We start from the raw sequence: 17,389 nt of genomic DNA on the forward strand, positions 1-17,389 counted from the left end.
TTCAGTTGTGTGCTGCGGGCCGCGTCGAGCGCGGCATCCGATCAGCCCTGGCGCTGCTTGTGACGCGGGTTCGACTTGCAGATGACCATGACGCGACCGTGACGACGGATGACCTTGCAGTGGTCGCAGATGGGCTTGACGGAGGGGTTGACCTTCATGATGTTCTTTCGCTGTCTTCGCCGGCATCCGGATTGCGATCCGGATGGGGCGTTACTTCTCGACCGGTCTAGCGGTAGCGGTAGACGATGCGACCGCGCGTCAGGTCGTAGGGCGAGAGCTCCACGACGACACGGTCTTCGGGGATGATGCGAATGTAGTTCTGCCGCATCTTTCCGGAAATCGTTGCGAGAACCTTGTGTCCGTTAGTGAGCTCAACGCGGAACATCGCGTTGGGCAGCGCCTCGGACACGACGCCCTCGATCTCGATGACACCGTCTTTCTTAGCCATAGCCTCGCTGACGCTTGTGCAGACCGGTCGGTCTGCGGTGAATGGGATGTGTGGTGACACGCCGAAACAGGCGCAACGCACCAAAGATCCAGTGTACGTGGTATCCGCCGACCCGGCAACTCGCCGTCGCCGCGGTGGCTGCCCGCCTGCCGCCGCGCCCCGAGAAACCAATGCTGCGCCCAGACACCACCGCACCGAGGGTTTGTCGCCGCGGAAGTGGTTTCTTGCGGACGGGGCATCGCCTCCTCCACAAGGGTGCCGGTGGGAGCGGGGTCCACAGATCGGGGTGCATGCCGGACGCGCGGTGAGGGCGTGGCGGATGCTGGGGCAATGACGCTTCTCGCACTCCCCACCCCGCTGGCGCTCGTGACTGCGGCTGACGCACGACTGGCTGGCATCGCCGTGTCGTCTTCGCGATTTCATCGTGTCCGCAGCGGCGTCTACGTGGACGCCGCCGCTTGGCGGGCGCTGGCACCGTGGCAGCGGTACGAAGTGCGGGTTGCGGCGTTCCTGCGGCGGCATCCGGATGCCGTGCTCTCGCACGAGTCCGCCGCCGTGGCACACGGGCTGCCCTGCTTCAGCGAGACCCGCGACATCCACGTGTTCGACCCGGACCGTACCGCATCGCGACGCTTCGGCGATGTGTGCGTGCACACCGCGGCGGACGGCCGCGACATCACCAACCTCGGCGGCATCCGTGCGACGTCGCTCTCCGACACCACCCTCGACCTGGTCCGCGCGTTGCCGCTCGGCTTCGGACTCGCGGTAGCGGATGCCGCCCTCCGCACCGGTGCCGACGCGAGCGATCTGATCGATCGTGCAGCCGAGCAGCTGACGGTACGCGGCCGCGCGCGTGTGGGCTGGGTCCTGCCGCGCGCAGACCGCCTCGCCGAGTCACCGGGTGAGAGCATCAGTCGCGCGGGCATGGAAGTGGGTGGTTTCGAGCGACCCGAGCTGCAGGTCGTCTTCACGTACGAGGGCTTCGTCGATCGAGTCGACTTCGAATTCCCGTCGGTGGGCGGCATCGGGGAATCGGACGGCTGGGGCAAGTACGACCTCTCCGATCCGGCTGCCGCGGAACGCCACCTCCGCAACGAGAAGCGCAGAGAGGATCGCCTGCGCCGGCATCACCCTCGCTTCGCGCGGTGGGACTACGGCGACTCGTGCCGAGTGACCCCGATGTGCCGCGCGTTGGTCTCGTCTGGCATCCCCCAGCGCTACCCGGGCTCGCCCGCACTCGCCGCGACACTCACGCGGAATCCGCGGGCCCGCACCTGAGAAACCACTTCTGCGCGAGAAACCACGGGGGCAGGGACGCCTCGCGACAACAGTGATTTCTCGCGTGGTCAGCGCGGGGGCGCGTCAGTCGAAGAGCGTCGCGAACTCGCCGACGGCGGGAATGGAGCTGTTGGCGATGACCTCGCCGTTGACAGCAAGCGTCGGCGTGCCGATGCCGGACGCGCCCGGCTGCACCGGGGTCTCTTTCGTCATCGCAGTGACGTAGTCGCCGTACTCGCGGTCGGTCACGCAGGCGTCGATGCCGGTGACCCCGGCATCCCCCGCGATCTCGAGCAGCTGCTCGTCGGTCAGTCCCGTCGTGCCTTCGGAGGGCTGGTCGGCGAACAGCGCCTGCATGAAGGGGTAAGCGGCATCGGCATCAGCTTCGGCGACGCAATACATCGCGTTCGCCGCACGCGTCGAATACTCGGTGTTCTGCGAGAAGCGGTCGAGGATCGAGATGGGGTGGATGTTGAGGGTGATCGTGCCGTCCTCGACAAGCGCGAGGATCTCTTCGCCGTACGCCTCCTCGAACTGTCCGCAGATCGGGCACATGAAGTCGAGGTAGGTGTCGAGGGTCTGCTCGCCGTCGCCGACCACGATCGCGCCGGTCTCCTGGACGATGCCGGCGCCCGTCGGCGGCGTGCCCGGATCGGTCGCATTGTTGTTCATCATGGCGACGACGACCACGAGCACCGCGATCACCGCCACGACCGCGACGCTCGTCCAGATCGCGAACCAGTTCGTCCTGCCCTGTGCCGCTGCCATCGGCCCGCCTCCTCAGTCGATCGCCACAGGCGTCACGCCGAACGGCGCAAGGTCTGCGGCTCCTCCGTCGGGTGCCGTCAGCACCCAGATGCCGTTCTCGTGCACGGCGACGCTGTGCTCCCAATGGCACCCGTCGCGTCCGTCCACGGTCGAGACCGTCCACTCGTCGTCCTCGACGAAGGTGGCTTCGGATCCCGCGGTGATCATCGGCTCGATCGCGAGGCACAGCCCGGGGCGCACGTCAGGTCCGAGGTCGGCGACGCGGTAGTTGAAGACCGTGGGACCCTCGTGCATCTTGCGACCGATGCCATGGCCGACATAATCGCGGAGGATGCCGTAGCCCTCGCCCGACGACTCGATGTGGGACTGGACGGCGTCGCCGACCTCTCCGACACGGGACGCCGATGCGAGTGCTGCGATGCCGGCCCACAACGAGCCCCTCGTCACCTCCGACAAGCGCTCGCGTGCAGCGACCACCTCGGGTCGCGTCGCGTCGGGAACGACGACGGTCATGGCGGAGTCGCCGTTCCACCCCTTGAACTGCGCGCCGCAGTCCACCGACACGATGTCGCCGGCCTCGAGCCGGAGCGACCCCGGGATGCCGTGGACGACCTGTTCGTTCACCGAGATGCACGTCGTGTGGCGGTAACCGCGCACGAGTTGGAAGTTGGACTCTGCCCCGCGCGAGACGATGACGTCGTGCGCGGCGGCATCCAGCTCACCGGTCGTCACTCCCGGGGCGATGATCGCCCGCACCGCGTCGAGCGCGGCCGCCGTGATGAGCCCCGGCTCCACCATCGCCCGAAGCTGGGCGGGCGTCTTGTAAATCGAGCGTCGGAAGACCACGTCAGGCCGAGATGCCGCGCGCTGCGAGGGCGGCGGTGATGCGCTCGGTGATCGCATCGAGCGAGCCGACGCCGTCGATCTCGTCGACGACGCCGCGTTCGCGGTACACGTCGAGGATCGGGGCCGTCTCGGACTCGTAGATCGACAGACGCTTGGCGATCGCCTCTTCGGTGTCATCGGCGCGACCCTGCTCGGTCGCGCGCAGCGCCAGACGCTGGATCGACTCGTCGCGGGGCACCGACAGCTCGATGACCCCCGTGAGCGCTTCGCCGCGGGATGCGAGGAACGCGTCGAGGTCTCCGACCTGGCCGAGGTTGCGGGGGTAGCCGTCGAGGAGGAAGCCGCCGGCGGCGTCATCCTGCTCCAGGCGGTCGCGCACGATCGCGCTCGTCAGCTCGTCGGGAACCAGGTCGCCGGCGTCGATGATCGCCTTGACCTTGAGCCCGAGCTCGGTCCCGTCCTTCACGTTCGCGCGGAACACATCGCCGGTGGAGACGACCGGGATGCCGAGTGCCTCGGCGATGCGCACGCCCTGCGTGCCCTTGCCCGAGCCTTGCGGGCCGACGATGAGAAGACGGGGAGCGGTCATCAGCGGAGGAGCCCTTCGTAGTGTCGCTGCTGGAGCTGGGCGTCGATCTGCTTCACGGTCTCGAGCCCGACGCCGACGATGATGAGGATCGACGCGCCACCGAACGGGAAGTTCTGGTTGGCGCCGACCGTCGCCAGCGCGATGAGGGGCAGCAGTGCAATGAGACCGAGGTAGATCGAGCCCGGCAGCGTGATGCGGGTGAGCACGTAGTCGAGGTACTCGGCGGTGGGACGACCGGCGCGGATGCCGGGGATGAAGCCGCCGTACTTCTTCATGTTGTCGGCGACCTCGACCGGGTTGAACGTGATCGCGACGTAGAAGTAGGTGAACCCGATGATCAGCAGGAAGTACACCAGCATGTACAGCGGGTGGTCACCGGTGGTGAAGTTCGCCTGGATCCAGGCGACCCAGCCGGGCACGTTGCCGTCGGCGTCGGGCGTCTGGTTGAACTGGGCGATGAGGGCGGGGATGTACAGCAGCGACGATGCGAAGATGACGGGCACGACGCCGGCCATGTTCACCTTGATGGGGATGTACGTGTTCGTGCCGCCGAGCGTGCGCCTGCCGACCATGCGCTTGGCGTACTGCACGGGCACGCGGCGCTGCGACTGCTCGACGAACACGACGAGGGCGACGACCGCGATGCCGATCGCGAGCACGAGGAGGAAGACCTCGAAGCCGTTGGTCTGCTGGATCGCCCACAGCGCCGACGGGAAGGTCGCCGCGATCGAGGTGAAGATGAGCAGCGACATGCCGTTGCCGACACCGCGCTCGGTGACCAGCTCGGCGAACCACATGATGAGGCCGGTACCGGCGGTCATCGTGATGATCATGAGCAGCTGGGCCCACCAGGCGTCGTTCGTCAGCACCGACTCGCACTCGGGGATGCCGGTGATGCCGAACAGCTGGCCGGAGCGGGCGACCGTCACGAGCGTCGTCGACTGCAGCAGCGCGAGCGCGATCGTCAGGTAACGGGTGTACTGGGTGAGCTTGGCCTGGCCGGCCTGCCCCTCCTTGTACAGCGACTCGAAGTGCGGGATGACCACGCGCAGCAGCTGCACGATGATCGTCGCGGTGATGTAGGGCATGACGCCCAGCGCGAAGATGGAGAGCTGGAGGAGCGCGCCGCCCGAGAACAGGTTCACCAGCGAAAGCAGGCCCTCGGCACTGCCCGACTGGTCGAGACACGACGTCACGTTCGGGAAGTTCACGAACGGTGCAGGGATGTGCGCGCCGAAGCGATACAGGACGATGATCGCCAGGGTGAAGCCGATCTTCCGCCGGAGATCCGGTGTGCGGAAGACCCGCGCGATAGCGCTGAACAAGACTGTTTCCTCCAGAGGGATGGCCGACGCCTCGGGAGACGCCGCCTCCCAGCGTACGGCAACAGGGGCCGGAGGCTCGCCTCCGGCCCCTGCCGTGGAATTACTTGATGCTGCCGCCAGCCGCGACGATCTTCTGCTCGGCGGAACCCGAGACCTTGTCGACCGAAACGGTGAGTGCGACCGAGATGTCGCCGGTGCCGAGCACCTTGACCTTCTCGTTCTTGCGGACGGCACCCTTGGCGACCAGGTCGGCCACGGTGACGTCTCCACCCTTGGGGTACAGCTCAGCCAGCTTGTCGAGGTTGACCACCTGGTACTCGACGCGGAACGGGTTCTTGAACCCGCGCAGCTTCGGCGTACGCATGTGGAGCGGCATCTGGCCACCCTCGAAGCCCTGGCGGACCTGGTAACGGGCCTTCGTGCCCTTGGTACCACGGCCCGCGGTCTTGCCCTTCGAGCCCTCACCACGACCGACACGGGTCTTGGCGGTGTGCGCGCCGGGAACCGGACGCAGGTGGTGCACCTTCAGCACGCCTGGACGCGTGGTCTCGGCATCCTTCTTCGGAGCAGCCTTCTCGGTGGCCTTCTTCTTCTCAGCCATCAGTCGATCTCCTCAACCTTCACGAGGTGCGCGACGGTCTTGACATACCCGCGCGTCTGCGAGTCGTCGGGACGGACGACCGAGTCGCCGATCCGCTTGAGACCGAGCGAACGCAGCGTGTCACGCTGGTTCTGCTTCTCGCTCACCTTGGACTTGACCTGGGTCACCTTCAGACGGGCGGCCATCAGGCACCTACCTTCTGCGCCTTGGCAGCCTCGGCCTCGGCACGGATCAGACGGGCCGGCGCGACCTGGTCGAAGTCCAGGCCACGGCGCGCGGCGACCGCACGGGGCTCCTCGAGCTGCTTCAGCGCCTCCACGGTCGCGTGCACGATGTTGATCGTGTTCGACGAACCCAGCGACTTCGACAGCACGTCGTGGATGCCGGCGCACTCGAGCACGGCGCGGACCGGACCACCGGCGATGACACCGGTACCGGCAGCGGCCGGACGCAGCAGCACGACACCAGCGGCGGCCTCACCCTGCACGGGGTGCGGGATGGTGGAACCGGCGCGCGGCACACGGAAGAAGCTGCGCTTGGCCTCTTCGACACCCTTCGAGATGGCGAGGGGCACTTCGCGGGCCTTGCCGTAGCCGACACCCACGAGGCCGTTGCCGTCACCGACGACGACGAGCGCCGTGAAGCTGAAGCGGCGGCCACCCTTGACGACCTTCGAGACGCGGTTGATGGTGACGACGCGCTCGAGGAACTGGCTCTCGTTGCGGTCGCGGCCACCGCGGTCACCGCGGTTGTCCCGGCGCTCACGGCCACCACGACGGGGCTCACGAGCCTCGCGCTCGGTGCCCGCGGCGTTCTGGCCGGCGGCATCCTGGGCGGGAGCGGTGTCCGCTGCCTGCTCGGTCACTTCGTTCTCCTTGTTCTCGGTCACAGGTTCAGACCTCCCTCGCGAGCGCCGTCGGCGATCGCAGCGACTCGACCCGCGTAGCGGTTGCCACCGCGGTCGAACACGACGTCCGAGACGCCGGCGGCCTTGGCACGCTCGGCGACGAGCTCGCCGACCTTGCGGGCCTTGGCGGTCTTGTCACCCTCGAAGCCGCGCAGGCCTTCCTCGAGCGTCGACGCGGAAGCGACCGTGTGGCCCTTGCTGTCGTCGACCAGCTGCACGAAGACGTGGCGGGCGGACCGGGTCACGACGAGGCGCGGGCGCACCTCGGTGCCCACGATCTTCTTGCGAAGACGGGCGTGACGACGCGCGCGGGCGTCGGACTTCGACTTCACAGCCATGATTACTTACCAGCCTTTCCGGCCTTGCGGCGGACGACCTCGCCCGCGTAACGCACACCCTTGCCCTTGTACGGCTCGGGCTTGCGGATCTTGCGGATGTTGGCGGCGGCCTCACCGACGGCCTGCTTGTCGATGCCCGAGACCGTGAGCTTGTTGTTGCCCTCGACGGTCAGCGTGATGCCGGCCGGCGCCTCGACCAGGACCGGGTGCGAGAAGCCGAGGGCGAACTCGACCGAGGTGCCCTTCTGCTGCACACGGTAGCCGGTGCCGACGACTTCGAGGCCCTTGGTGTAGCCCTGGGTGACGCCGATGATGTTGTTGTTGATGAGGGTACGGGTCAGTCCGTGCAGCGAGCGCGACTCACGCTCGTCGTCGGGACGGGAGACCACGACCTGGTTCTCCTCGACCTTGGCCTCGATGGGCTTGGCGACGGTGAGCGTGAGCTCGCCCTTCGGGCCCTTGACGGTGACGTCCTGGCCGGCGACCGAAACGGTCACGCCGGCGGGGATGTCGATGGGAAGACGTCCGATACGCGACATGTCAGATCACCACACGTAGGCGAGGACTTCCCCACCCACGCCCTTCTGGTCGGCCTGGCGGTCGGTGAGCAGACCGGAGGAGGTGGACAGGATCGCGACGCCGAGGCCACCGAGGACGGTGGGCAGCTCGTTGGACTTCGCGTAGACGCGGAGGCCGGGCTTCGAGACGCGCTTGATGCCGGCGATCGACCGCTCGCGGTTCGGGCCGTACTTCAGCGTCAGGGTGAGGGTCTGGCCGACACGTGCGTCGGAGACCTCCCAACCTGCGATGTAGCCCTCCTGCTGGAGGATCTCGGCGATGTTGGTCTTGAGCTTGGAGCTCGGCAGCGACACGGAGTCGTGGTGCGCCGAGTTCGCGTTGCGCAGACGGGTCAGCATGTCAGCGACCGGGTCTGTCATTGTCATTTCGTGTGATTCCTTTGTTCAGCGGTTTCGGATGCCGTTACACGACATCCGACCTTCGTGAGGTGACGCCGGTTCAGGCGTCGACTGCCTTGAACGGGAAGCCGAGCTGGCGCAGCAGCGACCGACCCTCTTCGTCGTTCTTGGCGGTGGTGACGATCGTGATGTCGAAACCGCGGACGCGATCGATCTTGTCCTGGTTGATCTCGTGGAAGACCGACTGCTCCTGCAGACCGAACGTGTAGTTGCCGTGGCCGTCGAACTGCTTGGGCGACAGACCGCGGAAGTCGCGGATGCGGGGCAGCGCGAGGTTCACGAGCCGGTCCAGGAACTCCCACGCGCGGTCACCGCGGAGGGTGACGTGTGCGCCGATGGCCTGGCCCTCGCGCAGCTTGAACTGCGCGATCGACTTGCGAGCCTTGGTGACGAGCGGCTTCTGACCGGTGATCGCGGTCAGGTCGGCGATGGCGCCGTCGATGACCTTGCTGTCACGCGCGGCCTCACCGACACCGGTGTTGACGACGACCTTGACGATCCCGGGGATCTGCATGACGTTCTCGTAGCCGAACTCGTCCTGCAGCGCCTTCTTGATCTCGCCCTGGTACTTCTGCTTCAGGCGGGGCTGGATCTTGCCAGCCGCCGCGGCAGTGGTGGTGCTCATGTTCAGAGGTCCTTGCCGCTCTTCTTCGCGTAGCGCACGCGGACGGTGCGCTTCACGCCGTCCTTCGTCTTCTCCTCGACCTTGTGACCGACGCGGGTCGGCTTCTTGGTCTCGGGGTCGACGAGGGCGACGTTGGAGATGTGGATCGGGGCTTCCATCGTCTCGATGCCGCCCGTCTTGGTGCCGCGCTGGGACTGGCCCACGCGGTTGTGCTTGGTGACGTAGTTCACGCCCTCGACGATGACGCGGTTCTGCTCGACAAGGATCTCGAGGACCTTGCCCTGCTTGCCGCGGTCGCCGCCGCGCTCGGGCTTGGCGCCCGAGATGACCTGAACCAGGTCGCCCTTCTTGATCTTCGCCATGATCAGATGACCTCCGGGGCGAGCGAGACGATCTTCATGAACTTCTTGTCACGAAGTTCACGACCGACCGGGCCGAAGATGCGGGTGCCGCGGGGCTCCCCGTCGTTCTTCAGGATGACGGCGGCGTTCTCGTCGAACTTGATGTACGAACCGTCGGGACGACGGGTCTGCTTCACGGTGCGGACGACGACGGCCTTGACCACGTCGCCCTTCTTGACGTTGCCGCCCGGGATCGCGTCCTTGACGGTCGCCACGATGATGTCGCCCAGTCCGGCGTACCGGCGGTTGGAGCCGCCCAGCACACGGATCGTGAGCAGCTCCTTGGCGCCGGTGTTGTCGGCGACCTTGAGGCGGGACTCAGTCTGAATCACTTCTTACTCCTTGGGTTCCAAGTGAGCCTCGACGGCTTACTTGGCCTTCTCGAGGATCTCGACCAGACGCCAGCGCTTGGTGGCGCTGAGCGGACGGGTCTCGTTGATGAGGACGAGGTCGCCGATGCCGGCGGTGTTCGCCTCGTCGTGCGCCTTGACCTTCGAGGTGCGGCGGATGACCTTGCCGTAGAGCGGGTGCTTCACGCGGTCCTCGACCTCGACGACGATGGTCTTGTCCATCTTGTCGCTGACGACGTAGCCACGGCGGGCCTTGCGGTAACCGCGGGCCTCCGGGTCACGCACGTCGTGCTCGGCGTGCTCGTGGCCGGCCTCGACGGTCGGCTCGACGACCTTCTCGGCCGCCTTCTTCTTGGTCTCAGCCATCACTCGGCCTCTTCCTTCGCGGCCTCGTCGGCGGCATCCGCCTTCTTGGCCTTCGTCTTCTTCGCCTTCGTCGCGGTCTCGACGGGCGCGGGCGTGGCACGGATGCCCAGCTCGCGCTCGCGGATCACGGTGTAGAGCCGCGCGATGTCGCGCTTGACCGCACGGATGCGGCCGTGGCTCTCGAGCTGGCCGGTGGCCGACTGGAAGCGCAGGTTGAACAGCTCTTCCTTGGCCTTGCGCAGCTCCTCGACGAGGCGCTGGTCCTCGAACGTGTCCAGCTCGCTCGTGGCGAGCGTCTTGGTTCCGACGGCCATTACGCGTCGCCCTCCTCGCGCTTGATGATGCGTGCCTTCAGGGGCAGCTTGTGGATTGCACGGGTCAGTGCTTCACGAGCGAGCTGCTCGTTGACACCGGCGACCTCGAAAAGGACGCGACCCGGCTTGACGTTGGCGACCCACCACTCGGGCGAACCCTTACCGGAACCCATGCGGGTTTCGGCCGGCTTCTTCGTGAGCGGACGGTCGGGGTAGATGTTGATCCACACCTTTCCACCACGCTTGATGTGACGGGTCATCGCGATACGAGCGGACTCGATCTGACGGTTGGTCACGTAAGCGGGGGTCAGGGCCTGGATGCCGAACTCACCGAACGACACCTTGGTGCCACCGGTGGCCTGGCCATCGCGCTTCGGGTGGTGCTGCTTGCGGTACTTGACCTTGCGGGGAATAAGCATCAGGCAGACGCTCCTTCTGCGACGGGGGCCTCGTTGCGGGGGCCGCGACGACGGTCACCGCGGTCGTCACGACCGCGCGACTTGGGGGCGTTGGCCTGCTCGCGAGCGAGCTCCTTGTTGGTCAGGTCGCCCTTGTAAATCCAGACCTTCACGCCGATGCGGCCGAAGGTGGTCTTGGCCTCGTAGAAGCCGTAGTCGATGTTCGCGCGCAGCGTGTGCAGGGGCACACGACCCTCGCGGTAGAACTCCGAGCGGCTCATCTCGGCGCCGCCGAGACGGCCGGAGACCTGGATGCGGATGCCCTTGGCACCGGCGCGCTGCGCACCCTGCAGACCCTTGCGCATCGCGCGGCGGAAGGCCACACGTGCGGAGAGCTGCTCGGCGATGCCCTGCGCGACGAGCTGGGCGTCGGCCTCGGGGTTCTTGACCTCGAGGATGTTCAGCTGGATCTGCTTGCCGGTGAGCTTCTCGAGGTCGGCGCGGATGCGCTCGGCCTCGGCGCCACGACGACCGATCACGATGCCCGGACGGGCGGTGTGGATGTCGACGCGGACGCGGTCACGGGTGCGCTCGATCTCGATGCCGGACACGCCGGCACGGTCGAGCTGCGTCTGCAGCAGCTGGCGGATCTTGACGTCCTCGGCCACGTAGTCGGCGTAACGCTGCCCGGGCTTGGTGGAGTCCGAGAACCAACGCGACACGTGGTCCGTGGTGATGCCGAGGCGGAAGCCGTAGGGGTTGACCTTCTGTCCCATTACTTGCTCGCCTTCTTGGTCGTGGTGTCGGCCGAGGCGTCGGCGACCGCGGGGGTAGCCAGCTCGACCGTGATGTGGCTCGTGCGCTTCTTGATCTGGAAGGCACGACCCTGGGCGCGGGGCTGGAAACGCTTGAGCGTCGTGCCCTCGTCCACGTACGCGTTGCGCACGTACAGGTCCTGCTCGTCCAGGAACTCGCCGTCCTTGTCTGCCTTCACGCGGGCGTTGGCGACCGCGGATGCGACGAGCTTGTAGATCGGCTCGCTGGCACCCTGGGGCGCGAACTTCAGGATGGCGAGAGCCTCCTGAGCCTGCTTGCCCTTGATGAGCGCGACGACACGACGAGCCTTCTGAGGGGTCACGCGGATGTGCTTCACGCGTGCGATGGATTCCACCATGTCTCTCCTCCTCTGTCCTCTCTGGAACGCCCCCGCGTCAGCGGCGGCGACCCTTCTTGTCGTCCTTCTCGTGGCCGCGGAAGGTGCGGGTGGGCGCGAACTCGCCCAGCTTGTGGCCGACCATGGTCTCGGACACGAACACGGGGATGTGCTTGCGTCCGTCGTGCACGGCGATCGTGTGACCCAGCATGGCCGGGATGATCATCGAGCGGCGCGACCAGGTCTTGATGACGTTCTTGGTACCGGCTTCGTTCTGCGAGACGACCTTGGCAAGCAGGTGCTCGTCGACGAAGGGGCCCTTCTTCAGGCTGCGAGGCATCTTCCTCTACTCCTACTTCCGCTTCTTGCCGACGGTGCGACGGCGAACGATGTACTTGTCGCTTTCCTTGTTGGGGTGGCGGGTACGACCCTCAGCCTGGCCCCAAGGAGTGACAGGGTGACGACCACCGGAGGTCTTGCCCTCACCACCACCGTGCGGGTGGTCGACGGGGTTCATCGCGACACCGCGGACGGTCGGGCGGACGCCCTTCCAACGCTTGCGGCCGGCCTTGCCCCAGTTGATGTTCGACTGCTCGGCGTTGCCGACCTCGCCGATCGTCGCGCGGCAGCGCGCGTCGACGTTGCGGATTTCGCCCGAGGGCAGACGCAGCTGGGCGTAGGGACCGTCCTTCGCGACCAGACGCACGCTGACGCCGGCCGAGCGGGCCATCTTCGCGCCGCCACCGGGGCGGAGCTCGATGGCGTGGATGACGGTACCGGTGGGGATGTTGCGCAGCGGCAGGTTGTTGCCGGGCTTGATGTCGGCGCCGGCACCCGACTCGACGATGTCGCCCTGCTTCAGCTTGTTCGGCGCCAGGATGTAGCGCTTGGTGCCGTCCACGTAGTGCAGCAGCGCGATGCGCGCGGTGCGGTTGGGGTCGTACTCGATGTGAGCGACCTTGGCGTTGATGCCGTCCTTGTCGTTGCGACGGAAGTCGATCACGCGGTACTGGCGCTTGTGGCCACCACCGATGTGACGGGTCGTGATACGGCCCTGGTTGTTGCGACCACCGGTCTTCGACAGCGGGCGGAGGAGCGACTTCTCGGGCGTCGATCGGGTGATCTCGGCGAAGTCGGCCACCGACGAACCGCGGCGACCCGGGGTCGTGGGCTTGTACTTGCGAATAGCCATGTTTGCTTGTCCTCTATCCCAGCTGTCAGCCGACGGCCGTGAAGATGTCGATGGTGCCCGACTTCAGCGTGACGATGGCGCGCTTGGTGTCCTTGCGCTTGCCGATGCCGAAACGGGTGCGGCGGGCCTTGCCCGGGCGGTTGAGCGTGTTGACCGCTGCGACCTTGACGTCGAAGATCTTCTCGATGGCGAGCTTGATCTCGGTCTTCGAAGCGCGGGGGTCCACCAGGAAGGTGTACTTGCCCTCGTCGATGAGCCCGTAGCTCTTCTCGGAGACGACCGGCTTCAGGATGATGTCGCGCGGGTCCTTGTTGACGGCGGTCATGCCGAGACCTCCTCAGTGGCGCCGGCCTTGTGCGCGACGAACGCGTCGTAGGCGGCCTTGGTGAAGACGATGTCGTCGGAGACGAGCACGTCGTAGGCGTTGAGCTGGTCGAAGGTCAGCACGTGGACGTACGCGAGGTTGCGGACGCTCTTGACGCTGAGCTCGTCGTCACGGGTGATGACCACCAGGACGTTCTTCGTGGGGGCCAGCGACGACAGCACCGCAGCGGCGGCCTTGGTCGAGGGCGCGCCCTCGATGCCGAAGCTGTCGACGATGTGCAGGCGGCCACCGCGAGCGCGGTCGCTGAGGGCGCCCAGGAGGGCGGCCGCGACCATCTTCTTGGGGGTGCGCTGCGAGTAGTTGCGCGGCTTCGGGCCGTGCACGATGCCACCACCGGTCATGTGCGGCGCGCGGATCGAACCCTGACGGGCGTTACCCGTGCCCTTCTGCTTGAAGGGCTTGCGGCCGGCGCCCGAGACCTCACCGCGACGCTTGGTCGAGTGGGTGCCCTGGCGAGCCGCCGCGAGCTGCGCGACGACGACCTGGTGGATGAGGGGGATGTTCGTCTTGACGTCGAAGATCGCGGCGGGCAGCTCCACGGAGCCGGCCTTCTTGCCGTCGGCCTTCAGGACGTCGAGCGCGAGAGTCGAGTCAGCCATGATCAGGCACCCTTCACTGCGTTGCGGACGTAAACGAGGCGGCCGCGCGCACCGGGGACGGCGCCCTTGACGAGCAGCAGACCCTTCTCGGCGTCGACGGCGTGCACCGTGAGGTTGAGGACGGTCACGCGCTCGCCACCCATACGGCCGGCCATGCGCATGCCCTTGAAGACGCGGCTCGGGGTCGACGATGCACCGATCGAACCGGGCTTGCGGTGGTTGCGGTGTGCACCGTGCGATGCCGAGACGCCCTTGAAGTTGTGGCGCTTCATGACACCCGCGGTGCCCTTGCCCTTGCTGGTGCCGACGACGTCGACCAGCTGGCCGGCCTCGAACGTGCCGTCGACCGTGAGCTCCTGACCGAGTGAGTAGTCAGCAGCGTCGGCCGTGCGCACCTCGGTGAGGTGGCGACGGGGGGTGACACCGGCGGCCTCGAAGTGGGCCGTGAGGGGCTTGTTCACCTTGCGGGGGTCGATCTGACCGGCCGCGATCTGGACGGCGTTGTAGCCGTCCTTCTCGGGGGTGCGGACCTGGGTGACCACGTTGGGTGCAACCTCGATGACGGTGACGGGAACGAGCTTGCCGTTCTCGTCCCACACCTGGGTCATGCCCAGCTTGGTGCCGAGCAGGCCCTTGGAAACCTTTTCGTTGATGTGTGCCATGGTCGTCGTCCTCAGAGCTTGATCTCGATGTTGACGTCGGCCGGCAGGTCAAGGCGCATCAGCGAGTCGACGGCCTTGGGCGTCGGGTCGACGATGTCGATCAGACGCTTGTGGGTGCGCATCTCGAAGTGCTCGCGGCTGTCCTTGTACTTGTGGGGCGACCGGATGACGCACACGACGTTCTTCTCGGTCGGAAGGGGCACGGGGCCCACGACCGTCGCACCGGCACGGGTGACCGTGTCGACGATCTTGCGCGCTGAAGAGTCGATGACCTCGTGGTCATACGACTTCAGGCGAATGCGGATCTTCTGTCCCGCCATTGCTCACTCTCTTTCTGCGTCTTACCTCACGGGCATTGGACGCGCATGGCACAGGATTCTGTGCCGGGCACTTGCGCACCGCTGTTCTGATGTCAGTCCGACCGTCCGCACGCGTGCGGAACCTGTTTCCAGGTGTGGTGTCGGATTCGCTGTTCTGCTGCCCGCGGCCTAGGCTCTGGGCTTTCGCCGGCCTATGCACTGCCCTGGCAGTGATCCCGCGCATGCGCGCAGGAATGTGGAACCTGACTAGTCTACGTGGCGCCCGGGCGTGTCGCAAACCCGGGCGTGTCCCGCACAGCACTCCCCCAGCGTCGCCCGGCCCGCATCGCGAGCTTGCCGGTTCGTGCGCGAGCTTGCCGGTTCGTGCGCGAGCTTGCCGGTTCGTGCGCGAGCTTGCCGGCAAGCTCGGCGCGCGGGCGCTTCAGGGCCGGATGCCGCGCGCTCGCAGGGCGGCTGCGTAGGCGTCGAGTGTCAGCACATCGTTCCAGCCGTACTGGTACGGGGTCCACTGGAGGACGCGCGCGACGGCATCCCGCCGCGCCGCCTGCTCTGCGAGCACATCGGCGGCCGTCCTGCCGCGCAGCATGGCCGGATCGGTCAGCTTGACGTCACCGTCGAACTCGAACCAGATCCGCCGCGAACTGAACGCGAGATCGAGCAGCGCGTAGCGGCCCGCCCCCAACTCCACCCGGAACTGCGGCTCGGCACCGTCGATGCCGACCTGCCACGTGCGCAGGCGCAGGAGGCTTTCACCCGGGGATGCCGCGCGCCCGTCGGCGAAGTCGAGCACTATGCGCGCCTGCCGGATGCCACGGGCTCCGGAACCGGCGACGATGCGCCGATGGATCCCGTCGCGGAGCGCGGCATCCAGGGCTCGGTCGTAGGTGTTGGTCTGGTCGTCCCACGCAGCACGGTGGAACGCGGCATCCAAGGCGATGACAGCCGCCTCGATCGATTCGAGCCGAATCACGTCATACAGCGTGCGCTCGATACTCGTGACTCGCATGCCGTCGATGACGGACACGTCGAACTCCGGAAGTGCGCAATGGTGCCGGCGTGCTTGGGAAGACCCGTGCCGCGGATTCGCTCCCGGAACGATCAGGTCGACGCGATCATCCCGCCCGCCGAACACTGGCAGTCCGTGGATGGCCAGCGCCGTTCGCATCGCGAATGCGCCATTCGAACGATCGACGCGGCGCCACACGTCTGATGCGACGATGCGCAGCCGATCGTCGCGAAAGATGTCATCCCACTGAGCGGTCCGCACGAACGCCCCGCGCCCGACCTTCGTGAGGTCGCGCCGATCGAGCGCCGCGAACGCATGGAGGTTCTTCTGGAGAACGAGTCGCGGGTCGGTGTGCAGCGGGGTCATCCCAACACAGTCGCGCACACCCACGTGCCCCCTCGCTACACGTCCTCGAACTGTGAACAACCCGCAGCCTCGCACGATTGTGCAGACGCCGCCGACCTTGCCGGTTCGCTCACGACCTGGCCGGTTCGCTGACGACCTTGCCGGCAAGCTCGCGAAAGACGGGACAAACTCGCGGGCAAAGGGGCAAGCTCGCGAAGGAAGCGGCAAGCTCGCGAAGGAAGCGGCAAGCTCGCGAAGGAAGCGGCAAGCTCGCGAAGGAAGGGGAAGGGGGTGGATGCCGTGGCATCCACCCCCTTCCGGACGGGTTCGGACTACTCGTTGCCGATCTTGCTGTCGATGTTGTCGCGCACGCCGTCGATCTGCTCGTCGACCGAGTCCGGCGCGATCTTCTTCACGAAGTCGGCGGCTGCGTCGAGCACGTTGTCGCTGACGTCTTCGGCCTGGTCGGACTTCAGGGTCTCCTCGATCTTGTCCTTGTTCTGGTCGAGGAATGCCTTGCCCTGGTTGACGATGTCGTCGATACCCATGTGATGTTCCCTTCACGGATGCGGCGGTGCGCCGTGCCGAACAGTCTTGCCGTCTGACCGGGGGTTGGCAAGGGTCTGCCGTCAGGCTCGGGCGGCCGCCAGCGCCTCGTGCCGCGCGATCACCTGCTGATCGCGCTGGGCGACGGCAGCCCGCAGCGCGAGCACCAGGAGCACACCGATCGTGGCGCCGATCGAGTTGGCGACGACGTCGGAGACGGTCGCGTAACGCTCGGCGAGCAAGCGGGCCTGGGCGAGTTCGACGATCGCCGACAGCATGGGCCCGGCGGCGAGCGCGAGCACCCACCATCGGATCGGCACGGCCAGGCCGAAGAAGACCCCCACCGGGAAGAACAGCAGTACGTTGGCGGAGAATTCGATGAGGGCGTAGTCGACGAACTGCGGAACGCCGCGCTCGTGGAGTTCCGCGATGACTCGCTGGAGCATCGCCGCGATCGGACGGTCGACCGGGCTCGGCCAGAACACGATGAACGCGAGCACGACCCCGTAGCCGACCCCGAGCGCTGTCGCGACGGCATGGCGAGCACCGCTGGTGCGCGGCAGCGAATCGCGAGACATCGTTCCGATGATACGCACGCTGCCCACAGAGGCACCGGCGCGCGCGACACGACCCCCGACGGGCGCTCCACA

At 66.8% G+C, this 17,389-nt stretch carries 30 protein-coding genes; 1 reads left to right on the forward strand and 29 read right to left on the reverse strand.

Going from position 1 to position 17,389, the window contains the following annotated elements; all coding sequences use genetic code 11:
• Window positions 1–41 precede the first annotated feature (41 nt).
• Complete coding sequence (gene rpmJ / locus ACSF8R_RS04270) at window positions 42–158, reverse strand: 50S ribosomal protein L36 (protein ID WP_005050492.1); 117 nt, start codon at window positions 156–158, stop codon at window positions 42–44.
• A 68-nt stretch (window positions 159–226) separates the two neighbouring features.
• Entirely contained in the window at window positions 227–448 is a 222-nt protein-coding gene (infA, locus tag ACSF8R_RS04275; protein WP_005050493.1) for a translation initiation factor IF-1, read from the reverse strand.
• A 330-nt stretch (window positions 449–778) separates the two neighbouring features.
• On the opposite strand from infA, the gene ACSF8R_RS04280 reads away from it, so the two are divergent.
• Window positions 779–1,726 (forward strand): hypothetical protein, encoded by a 948-nt coding sequence (locus tag ACSF8R_RS04280; protein ID WP_434810624.1) that lies wholly within the window; start codon window positions 779–781, stop codon window positions 1,724–1,726.
• Between the two features lie 84 nt (window positions 1,727–1,810).
• On the opposite strand, the gene ACSF8R_RS04285 is transcribed toward ACSF8R_RS04280, so the two are convergent.
• The 27 genes from ACSF8R_RS04285 to ACSF8R_RS04415 form a co-directional block, all read right to left on the reverse strand.
• A complete protein-coding gene (locus ACSF8R_RS04285; RefSeq protein WP_434810625.1) occupies window positions 1,811–2,494 on the reverse strand; it encodes a DsbA family protein in 684 nt (227 codons plus the stop codon).
• A 12-nt stretch (window positions 2,495–2,506) separates the two neighbouring features.
• Window positions 2,507–3,340, reverse strand: a complete 834-nt coding sequence (map, locus tag ACSF8R_RS04290) for a type I methionyl aminopeptidase (RefSeq protein WP_434810626.1) — start codon at window positions 3,338–3,340, stop codon at window positions 2,507–2,509.
• Between the two features lies 1 nt (window position 3,341).
• Window positions 3,342–3,929, reverse strand: coding sequence for an adenylate kinase (locus tag ACSF8R_RS04295; protein ID WP_434810627.1), 588 nt, complete (start codon window positions 3,927–3,929; stop codon window positions 3,342–3,344).
• Window positions 3,929–5,254: a preprotein translocase subunit SecY gene (gene secY / locus ACSF8R_RS04300; protein WP_434810628.1), complete on the reverse strand. Its 1,326-nt coding sequence runs from the start codon at window positions 5,252–5,254 to the stop codon at window positions 3,929–3,931. Before secY ends, ACSF8R_RS04295 begins: the two co-directional genes overlap by 1 nt.
• A 100-nt stretch (window positions 5,255–5,354) precedes the next feature.
• A complete protein-coding gene (gene rplO, locus ACSF8R_RS04305; protein WP_434810629.1) occupies window positions 5,355–5,855 on the reverse strand; it encodes a 50S ribosomal protein L15 in 501 nt (166 codons plus the stop codon).
• Window positions 5,855–6,040 (reverse strand): 50S ribosomal protein L30, encoded by a 186-nt coding sequence (rpmD, locus tag ACSF8R_RS04310; RefSeq protein WP_144807117.1) that lies wholly within the window; start codon window positions 6,038–6,040, stop codon window positions 5,855–5,857. Before rpmD ends, rplO begins: the two co-directional genes overlap by 1 nt.
• Window positions 6,040–6,744 (reverse strand): 30S ribosomal protein S5, encoded by a 705-nt coding sequence (rpsE, locus tag ACSF8R_RS04315; RefSeq protein WP_434810630.1) that lies wholly within the window; start codon window positions 6,742–6,744, stop codon window positions 6,040–6,042. Before rpsE ends, rpmD begins: the two co-directional genes overlap by 1 nt.
• A complete protein-coding gene (rplR, locus tag ACSF8R_RS04320; protein ID WP_434810631.1) occupies window positions 6,741–7,100 on the reverse strand; it encodes a 50S ribosomal protein L18 in 360 nt (119 codons plus the stop codon). Before rplR ends, rpsE begins: the two co-directional genes overlap by 4 nt.
• Window positions 7,101–7,102: 2 nt before the next feature.
• On the reverse strand, window positions 7,103–7,639 hold the full coding sequence (gene rplF / locus ACSF8R_RS04325; protein ID WP_434810632.1) for a 50S ribosomal protein L6: 537 nt from the start codon (window positions 7,637–7,639) through the stop codon (window positions 7,103–7,105).
• 6 nt (window positions 7,640–7,645) lie between these two features.
• Window positions 7,646–8,044: a 30S ribosomal protein S8 gene (gene rpsH / locus ACSF8R_RS04330; RefSeq protein WP_434810633.1), complete on the reverse strand. Its 399-nt coding sequence runs from the start codon at window positions 8,042–8,044 to the stop codon at window positions 7,646–7,648.
• A gap of 73 nt (window positions 8,045–8,117) precedes the next feature.
• On the reverse strand, window positions 8,118–8,702 hold the full coding sequence (gene rplE / locus ACSF8R_RS04335; RefSeq protein WP_434810634.1) for a 50S ribosomal protein L5: 585 nt from the start codon (window positions 8,700–8,702) through the stop codon (window positions 8,118–8,120).
• A gap of 2 nt (window positions 8,703–8,704) precedes the next feature.
• Window positions 8,705–9,064: a 50S ribosomal protein L24 gene (rplX, locus tag ACSF8R_RS04340; RefSeq protein ID WP_434810635.1), complete on the reverse strand. Its 360-nt coding sequence runs from the start codon at window positions 9,062–9,064 to the stop codon at window positions 8,705–8,707.
• Window positions 9,065–9,066: 2 nt separating this feature from the next.
• Window positions 9,067–9,435, reverse strand: a complete 369-nt coding sequence (gene rplN, locus ACSF8R_RS04345) for a 50S ribosomal protein L14 (protein ID WP_191172194.1) — start codon at window positions 9,433–9,435, stop codon at window positions 9,067–9,069.
• 36 nt (window positions 9,436–9,471) lie between these two features.
• Window positions 9,472–9,819, reverse strand: coding sequence for a 30S ribosomal protein S17 (rpsQ, locus tag ACSF8R_RS04350; RefSeq protein WP_434810636.1), 348 nt, complete (start codon window positions 9,817–9,819; stop codon window positions 9,472–9,474).
• Entirely contained in the window at window positions 9,819–10,133 is a 315-nt protein-coding gene (gene rpmC, locus ACSF8R_RS04355) for a 50S ribosomal protein L29 (protein ID WP_434810637.1), read from the reverse strand. The genes rpsQ and rpmC overlap by 1 nt, the downstream gene beginning before the upstream one ends.
• Window positions 10,133–10,552 carry a 50S ribosomal protein L16 gene (gene rplP / locus ACSF8R_RS04360; protein ID WP_067354305.1) on the reverse strand — a complete coding sequence of 140 codons (420 nt, stop codon included), beginning with the start codon at window positions 10,550–10,552 and terminating at the stop codon, window positions 10,133–10,135. The genes rpmC and rplP overlap by 1 nt, the downstream gene beginning before the upstream one ends.
• Window positions 10,552–11,307 (reverse strand): 30S ribosomal protein S3, encoded by a 756-nt coding sequence (rpsC, locus tag ACSF8R_RS04365; protein WP_434810638.1) that lies wholly within the window; start codon window positions 11,305–11,307, stop codon window positions 10,552–10,554. The genes rplP and rpsC overlap by 1 nt, the downstream gene beginning before the upstream one ends.
• A complete protein-coding gene (gene rplV, locus ACSF8R_RS04370) occupies window positions 11,307–11,705 on the reverse strand; it encodes a 50S ribosomal protein L22 (protein ID WP_434810639.1) in 399 nt (132 codons plus the stop codon). The genes rpsC and rplV overlap by 1 nt, the downstream gene beginning before the upstream one ends.
• 37 nt (window positions 11,706–11,742) lie before the next feature.
• The gene (rpsS, locus tag ACSF8R_RS04375) at window positions 11,743–12,024 is read right to left on the reverse strand and encodes a 30S ribosomal protein S19 (protein WP_434810640.1); all 282 of its coding nucleotides are present in this window, start codon (window positions 12,022–12,024) and stop codon (window positions 11,743–11,745) included.
• Between the two features lie 12 nt (window positions 12,025–12,036).
• Window positions 12,037–12,876 (reverse strand): 50S ribosomal protein L2, encoded by an 840-nt coding sequence (rplB, locus tag ACSF8R_RS04380; RefSeq protein ID WP_434810641.1) that lies wholly within the window; start codon window positions 12,874–12,876, stop codon window positions 12,037–12,039.
• 25 nt (window positions 12,877–12,901) lie between these two features.
• Window positions 12,902–13,201, reverse strand: coding sequence for a 50S ribosomal protein L23 (gene rplW / locus ACSF8R_RS04385; RefSeq protein WP_434810642.1), 300 nt, complete (start codon window positions 13,199–13,201; stop codon window positions 12,902–12,904).
• Window positions 13,198–13,860 (reverse strand): 50S ribosomal protein L4, encoded by a 663-nt coding sequence (gene rplD / locus ACSF8R_RS04390; RefSeq protein WP_434810643.1) that lies wholly within the window; start codon window positions 13,858–13,860, stop codon window positions 13,198–13,200. The genes rplW and rplD overlap by 4 nt, the downstream gene beginning before the upstream one ends.
• 2 nt (window positions 13,861–13,862) lie before the next feature.
• Window positions 13,863–14,522, reverse strand: a complete 660-nt coding sequence (gene rplC / locus ACSF8R_RS04395; RefSeq protein ID WP_434810644.1) for a 50S ribosomal protein L3 — start codon at window positions 14,520–14,522, stop codon at window positions 13,863–13,865.
• A gap of 11 nt (window positions 14,523–14,533) precedes the next feature.
• Window positions 14,534–14,842 (reverse strand): 30S ribosomal protein S10, encoded by a 309-nt coding sequence (rpsJ, locus tag ACSF8R_RS04400; RefSeq protein ID WP_030147986.1) that lies wholly within the window; start codon window positions 14,840–14,842, stop codon window positions 14,534–14,536.
• 421 nt (window positions 14,843–15,263) lie between these two features.
• Window positions 15,264–16,214, reverse strand: coding sequence for a hypothetical protein (locus tag ACSF8R_RS04405; RefSeq protein ID WP_434810645.1), 951 nt, complete (start codon window positions 16,212–16,214; stop codon window positions 15,264–15,266).
• A gap of 311 nt (window positions 16,215–16,525) precedes the next feature.
• On the reverse strand, window positions 16,526–16,741 hold the full coding sequence (locus ACSF8R_RS04410; protein WP_434810646.1) for an Rv0909 family putative TA system antitoxin: 216 nt from the start codon (window positions 16,739–16,741) through the stop codon (window positions 16,526–16,528).
• A gap of 81 nt (window positions 16,742–16,822) precedes the next feature.
• On the reverse strand, window positions 16,823–17,317 hold the full coding sequence (locus tag ACSF8R_RS04415) for a VanZ family protein (RefSeq protein WP_434810647.1): 495 nt from the start codon (window positions 17,315–17,317) through the stop codon (window positions 16,823–16,825).
• Window positions 17,318–17,389 lie beyond the last annotated feature (72 nt).

This window comes from Microbacterium sp. bgisy189, assembly GCF_965345345.1.
Taxonomy (GTDB): domain Bacteria; phylum Actinomycetota; class Actinomycetes; order Actinomycetales; family Microbacteriaceae; genus Microbacterium.

Excerpts from the sequence above, each read along its gene's own strand:
- rpsC (WP_434810638.1), bottom strand. The coding sequence starts at position 11,307 with ATGGGACAGAAGGTCAACCCCTACGGCTTCCGCCTCGGCATCACCACG.
- ACSF8R_RS04280 (WP_434810624.1), top strand. The coding sequence starts at position 779 with ATGACGCTTCTCGCACTCCCCACCCCGCTGGCGCTCGTGACTGCGGCT.
- rplP (WP_067354305.1), bottom strand. The coding sequence starts at position 10,552 with ATGCTTATTCCCCGCAAGGTCAAGTACCGCAAGCAGCACCACCCGAAG.
- rpsS (WP_434810640.1), bottom strand. The coding sequence starts at position 12,024 with ATGCCTCGCAGCCTGAAGAAGGGCCCCTTCGTCGACGAGCACCTGCTT.
- rpmC (WP_434810637.1), bottom strand. The coding sequence starts at position 10,133 with ATGGCCGTCGGAACCAAGACGCTCGCCACGAGCGAGCTGGACACGTTC.
- rpsQ (WP_434810636.1), bottom strand. The coding sequence starts at position 9,819 with ATGGCTGAGACCAAGAAGAAGGCGGCCGAGAAGGTCGTCGAGCCGACC.
- rpmD (WP_144807117.1), bottom strand. The coding sequence starts at position 6,040 with ATGGCCGCCCGTCTGAAGGTGACCCAGGTCAAGTCCAAGGTGAGCGAG.
- rplX (WP_434810635.1), bottom strand. The coding sequence starts at position 9,064 with ATGGCGAAGATCAAGAAGGGCGACCTGGTTCAGGTCATCTCGGGCGCC.
- rplE (WP_434810634.1), bottom strand. The coding sequence starts at position 8,702 with ATGAGCACCACCACTGCCGCGGCGGCTGGCAAGATCCAGCCCCGCCTG.
- rplW (WP_434810642.1), bottom strand. The coding sequence starts at position 13,201 with ATGACCGCCGTCAACAAGGACCCGCGCGACATCATCCTGAAGCCGGTC.
- rplC (WP_434810644.1), bottom strand. The coding sequence starts at position 14,522 with ATGGCACACATCAACGAAAAGGTTTCCAAGGGCCTGCTCGGCACCAAG.
- rpsH (WP_434810633.1), bottom strand. The coding sequence starts at position 8,044 with ATGACAATGACAGACCCGGTCGCTGACATGCTGACCCGTCTGCGCAAC.
- ACSF8R_RS04410 (WP_434810646.1), bottom strand. The coding sequence starts at position 16,741 with ATGGGTATCGACGACATCGTCAACCAGGGCAAGGCATTCCTCGACCAG.
- ACSF8R_RS04415 (WP_434810647.1), bottom strand. The coding sequence starts at position 17,317 with ATGTCTCGCGATTCGCTGCCGCGCACCAGCGGTGCTCGCCATGCCGTC.
- rplR (WP_434810631.1), bottom strand. The coding sequence starts at position 7,100 with ATGGCTGTGAAGTCGAAGTCCGACGCCCGCGCGCGTCGTCACGCCCGT.
- rpmJ (WP_005050492.1), bottom strand. The coding sequence starts at position 158 with ATGAAGGTCAACCCCTCCGTCAAGCCCATCTGCGACCACTGCAAGGTC.
- ACSF8R_RS04285 (WP_434810625.1), bottom strand. The coding sequence starts at position 2,494 with ATGGCAGCGGCACAGGGCAGGACGAACTGGTTCGCGATCTGGACGAGC.
- infA (WP_005050493.1), bottom strand. The coding sequence starts at position 448 with ATGGCTAAGAAAGACGGTGTCATCGAGATCGAGGGCGTCGTGTCCGAG.
- rplV (WP_434810639.1), bottom strand. The coding sequence starts at position 11,705 with ATGGTGGAATCCATCGCACGCGTGAAGCACATCCGCGTGACCCCTCAG.
- rplD (WP_434810643.1), bottom strand. The coding sequence starts at position 13,860 with ATGGCTGACTCGACTCTCGCGCTCGACGTCCTGAAGGCCGACGGCAAG.
- ACSF8R_RS04295 (WP_434810627.1), bottom strand. The coding sequence starts at position 3,929 with ATGACCGCTCCCCGTCTTCTCATCGTCGGCCCGCAAGGCTCGGGCAAG.
- rplF (WP_434810632.1), bottom strand. The coding sequence starts at position 7,639 with ATGTCGCGTATCGGACGTCTTCCCATCGACATCCCCGCCGGCGTGACC.
- ACSF8R_RS04405 (WP_434810645.1), bottom strand. The coding sequence starts at position 16,214 with ATGACCCCGCTGCACACCGACCCGCGACTCGTTCTCCAGAAGAACCTC.
- rplO (WP_434810629.1), bottom strand. The coding sequence starts at position 5,855 with ATGGCTGAGAAGAAGAAGGCCACCGAGAAGGCTGCTCCGAAGAAGGAT.
- rplB (WP_434810641.1), bottom strand. The coding sequence starts at position 12,876 with ATGGCTATTCGCAAGTACAAGCCCACGACCCCGGGTCGCCGCGGTTCG.
- rpsJ (WP_030147986.1), bottom strand. The coding sequence starts at position 14,842 with ATGGCGGGACAGAAGATCCGCATTCGCCTGAAGTCGTATGACCACGAG.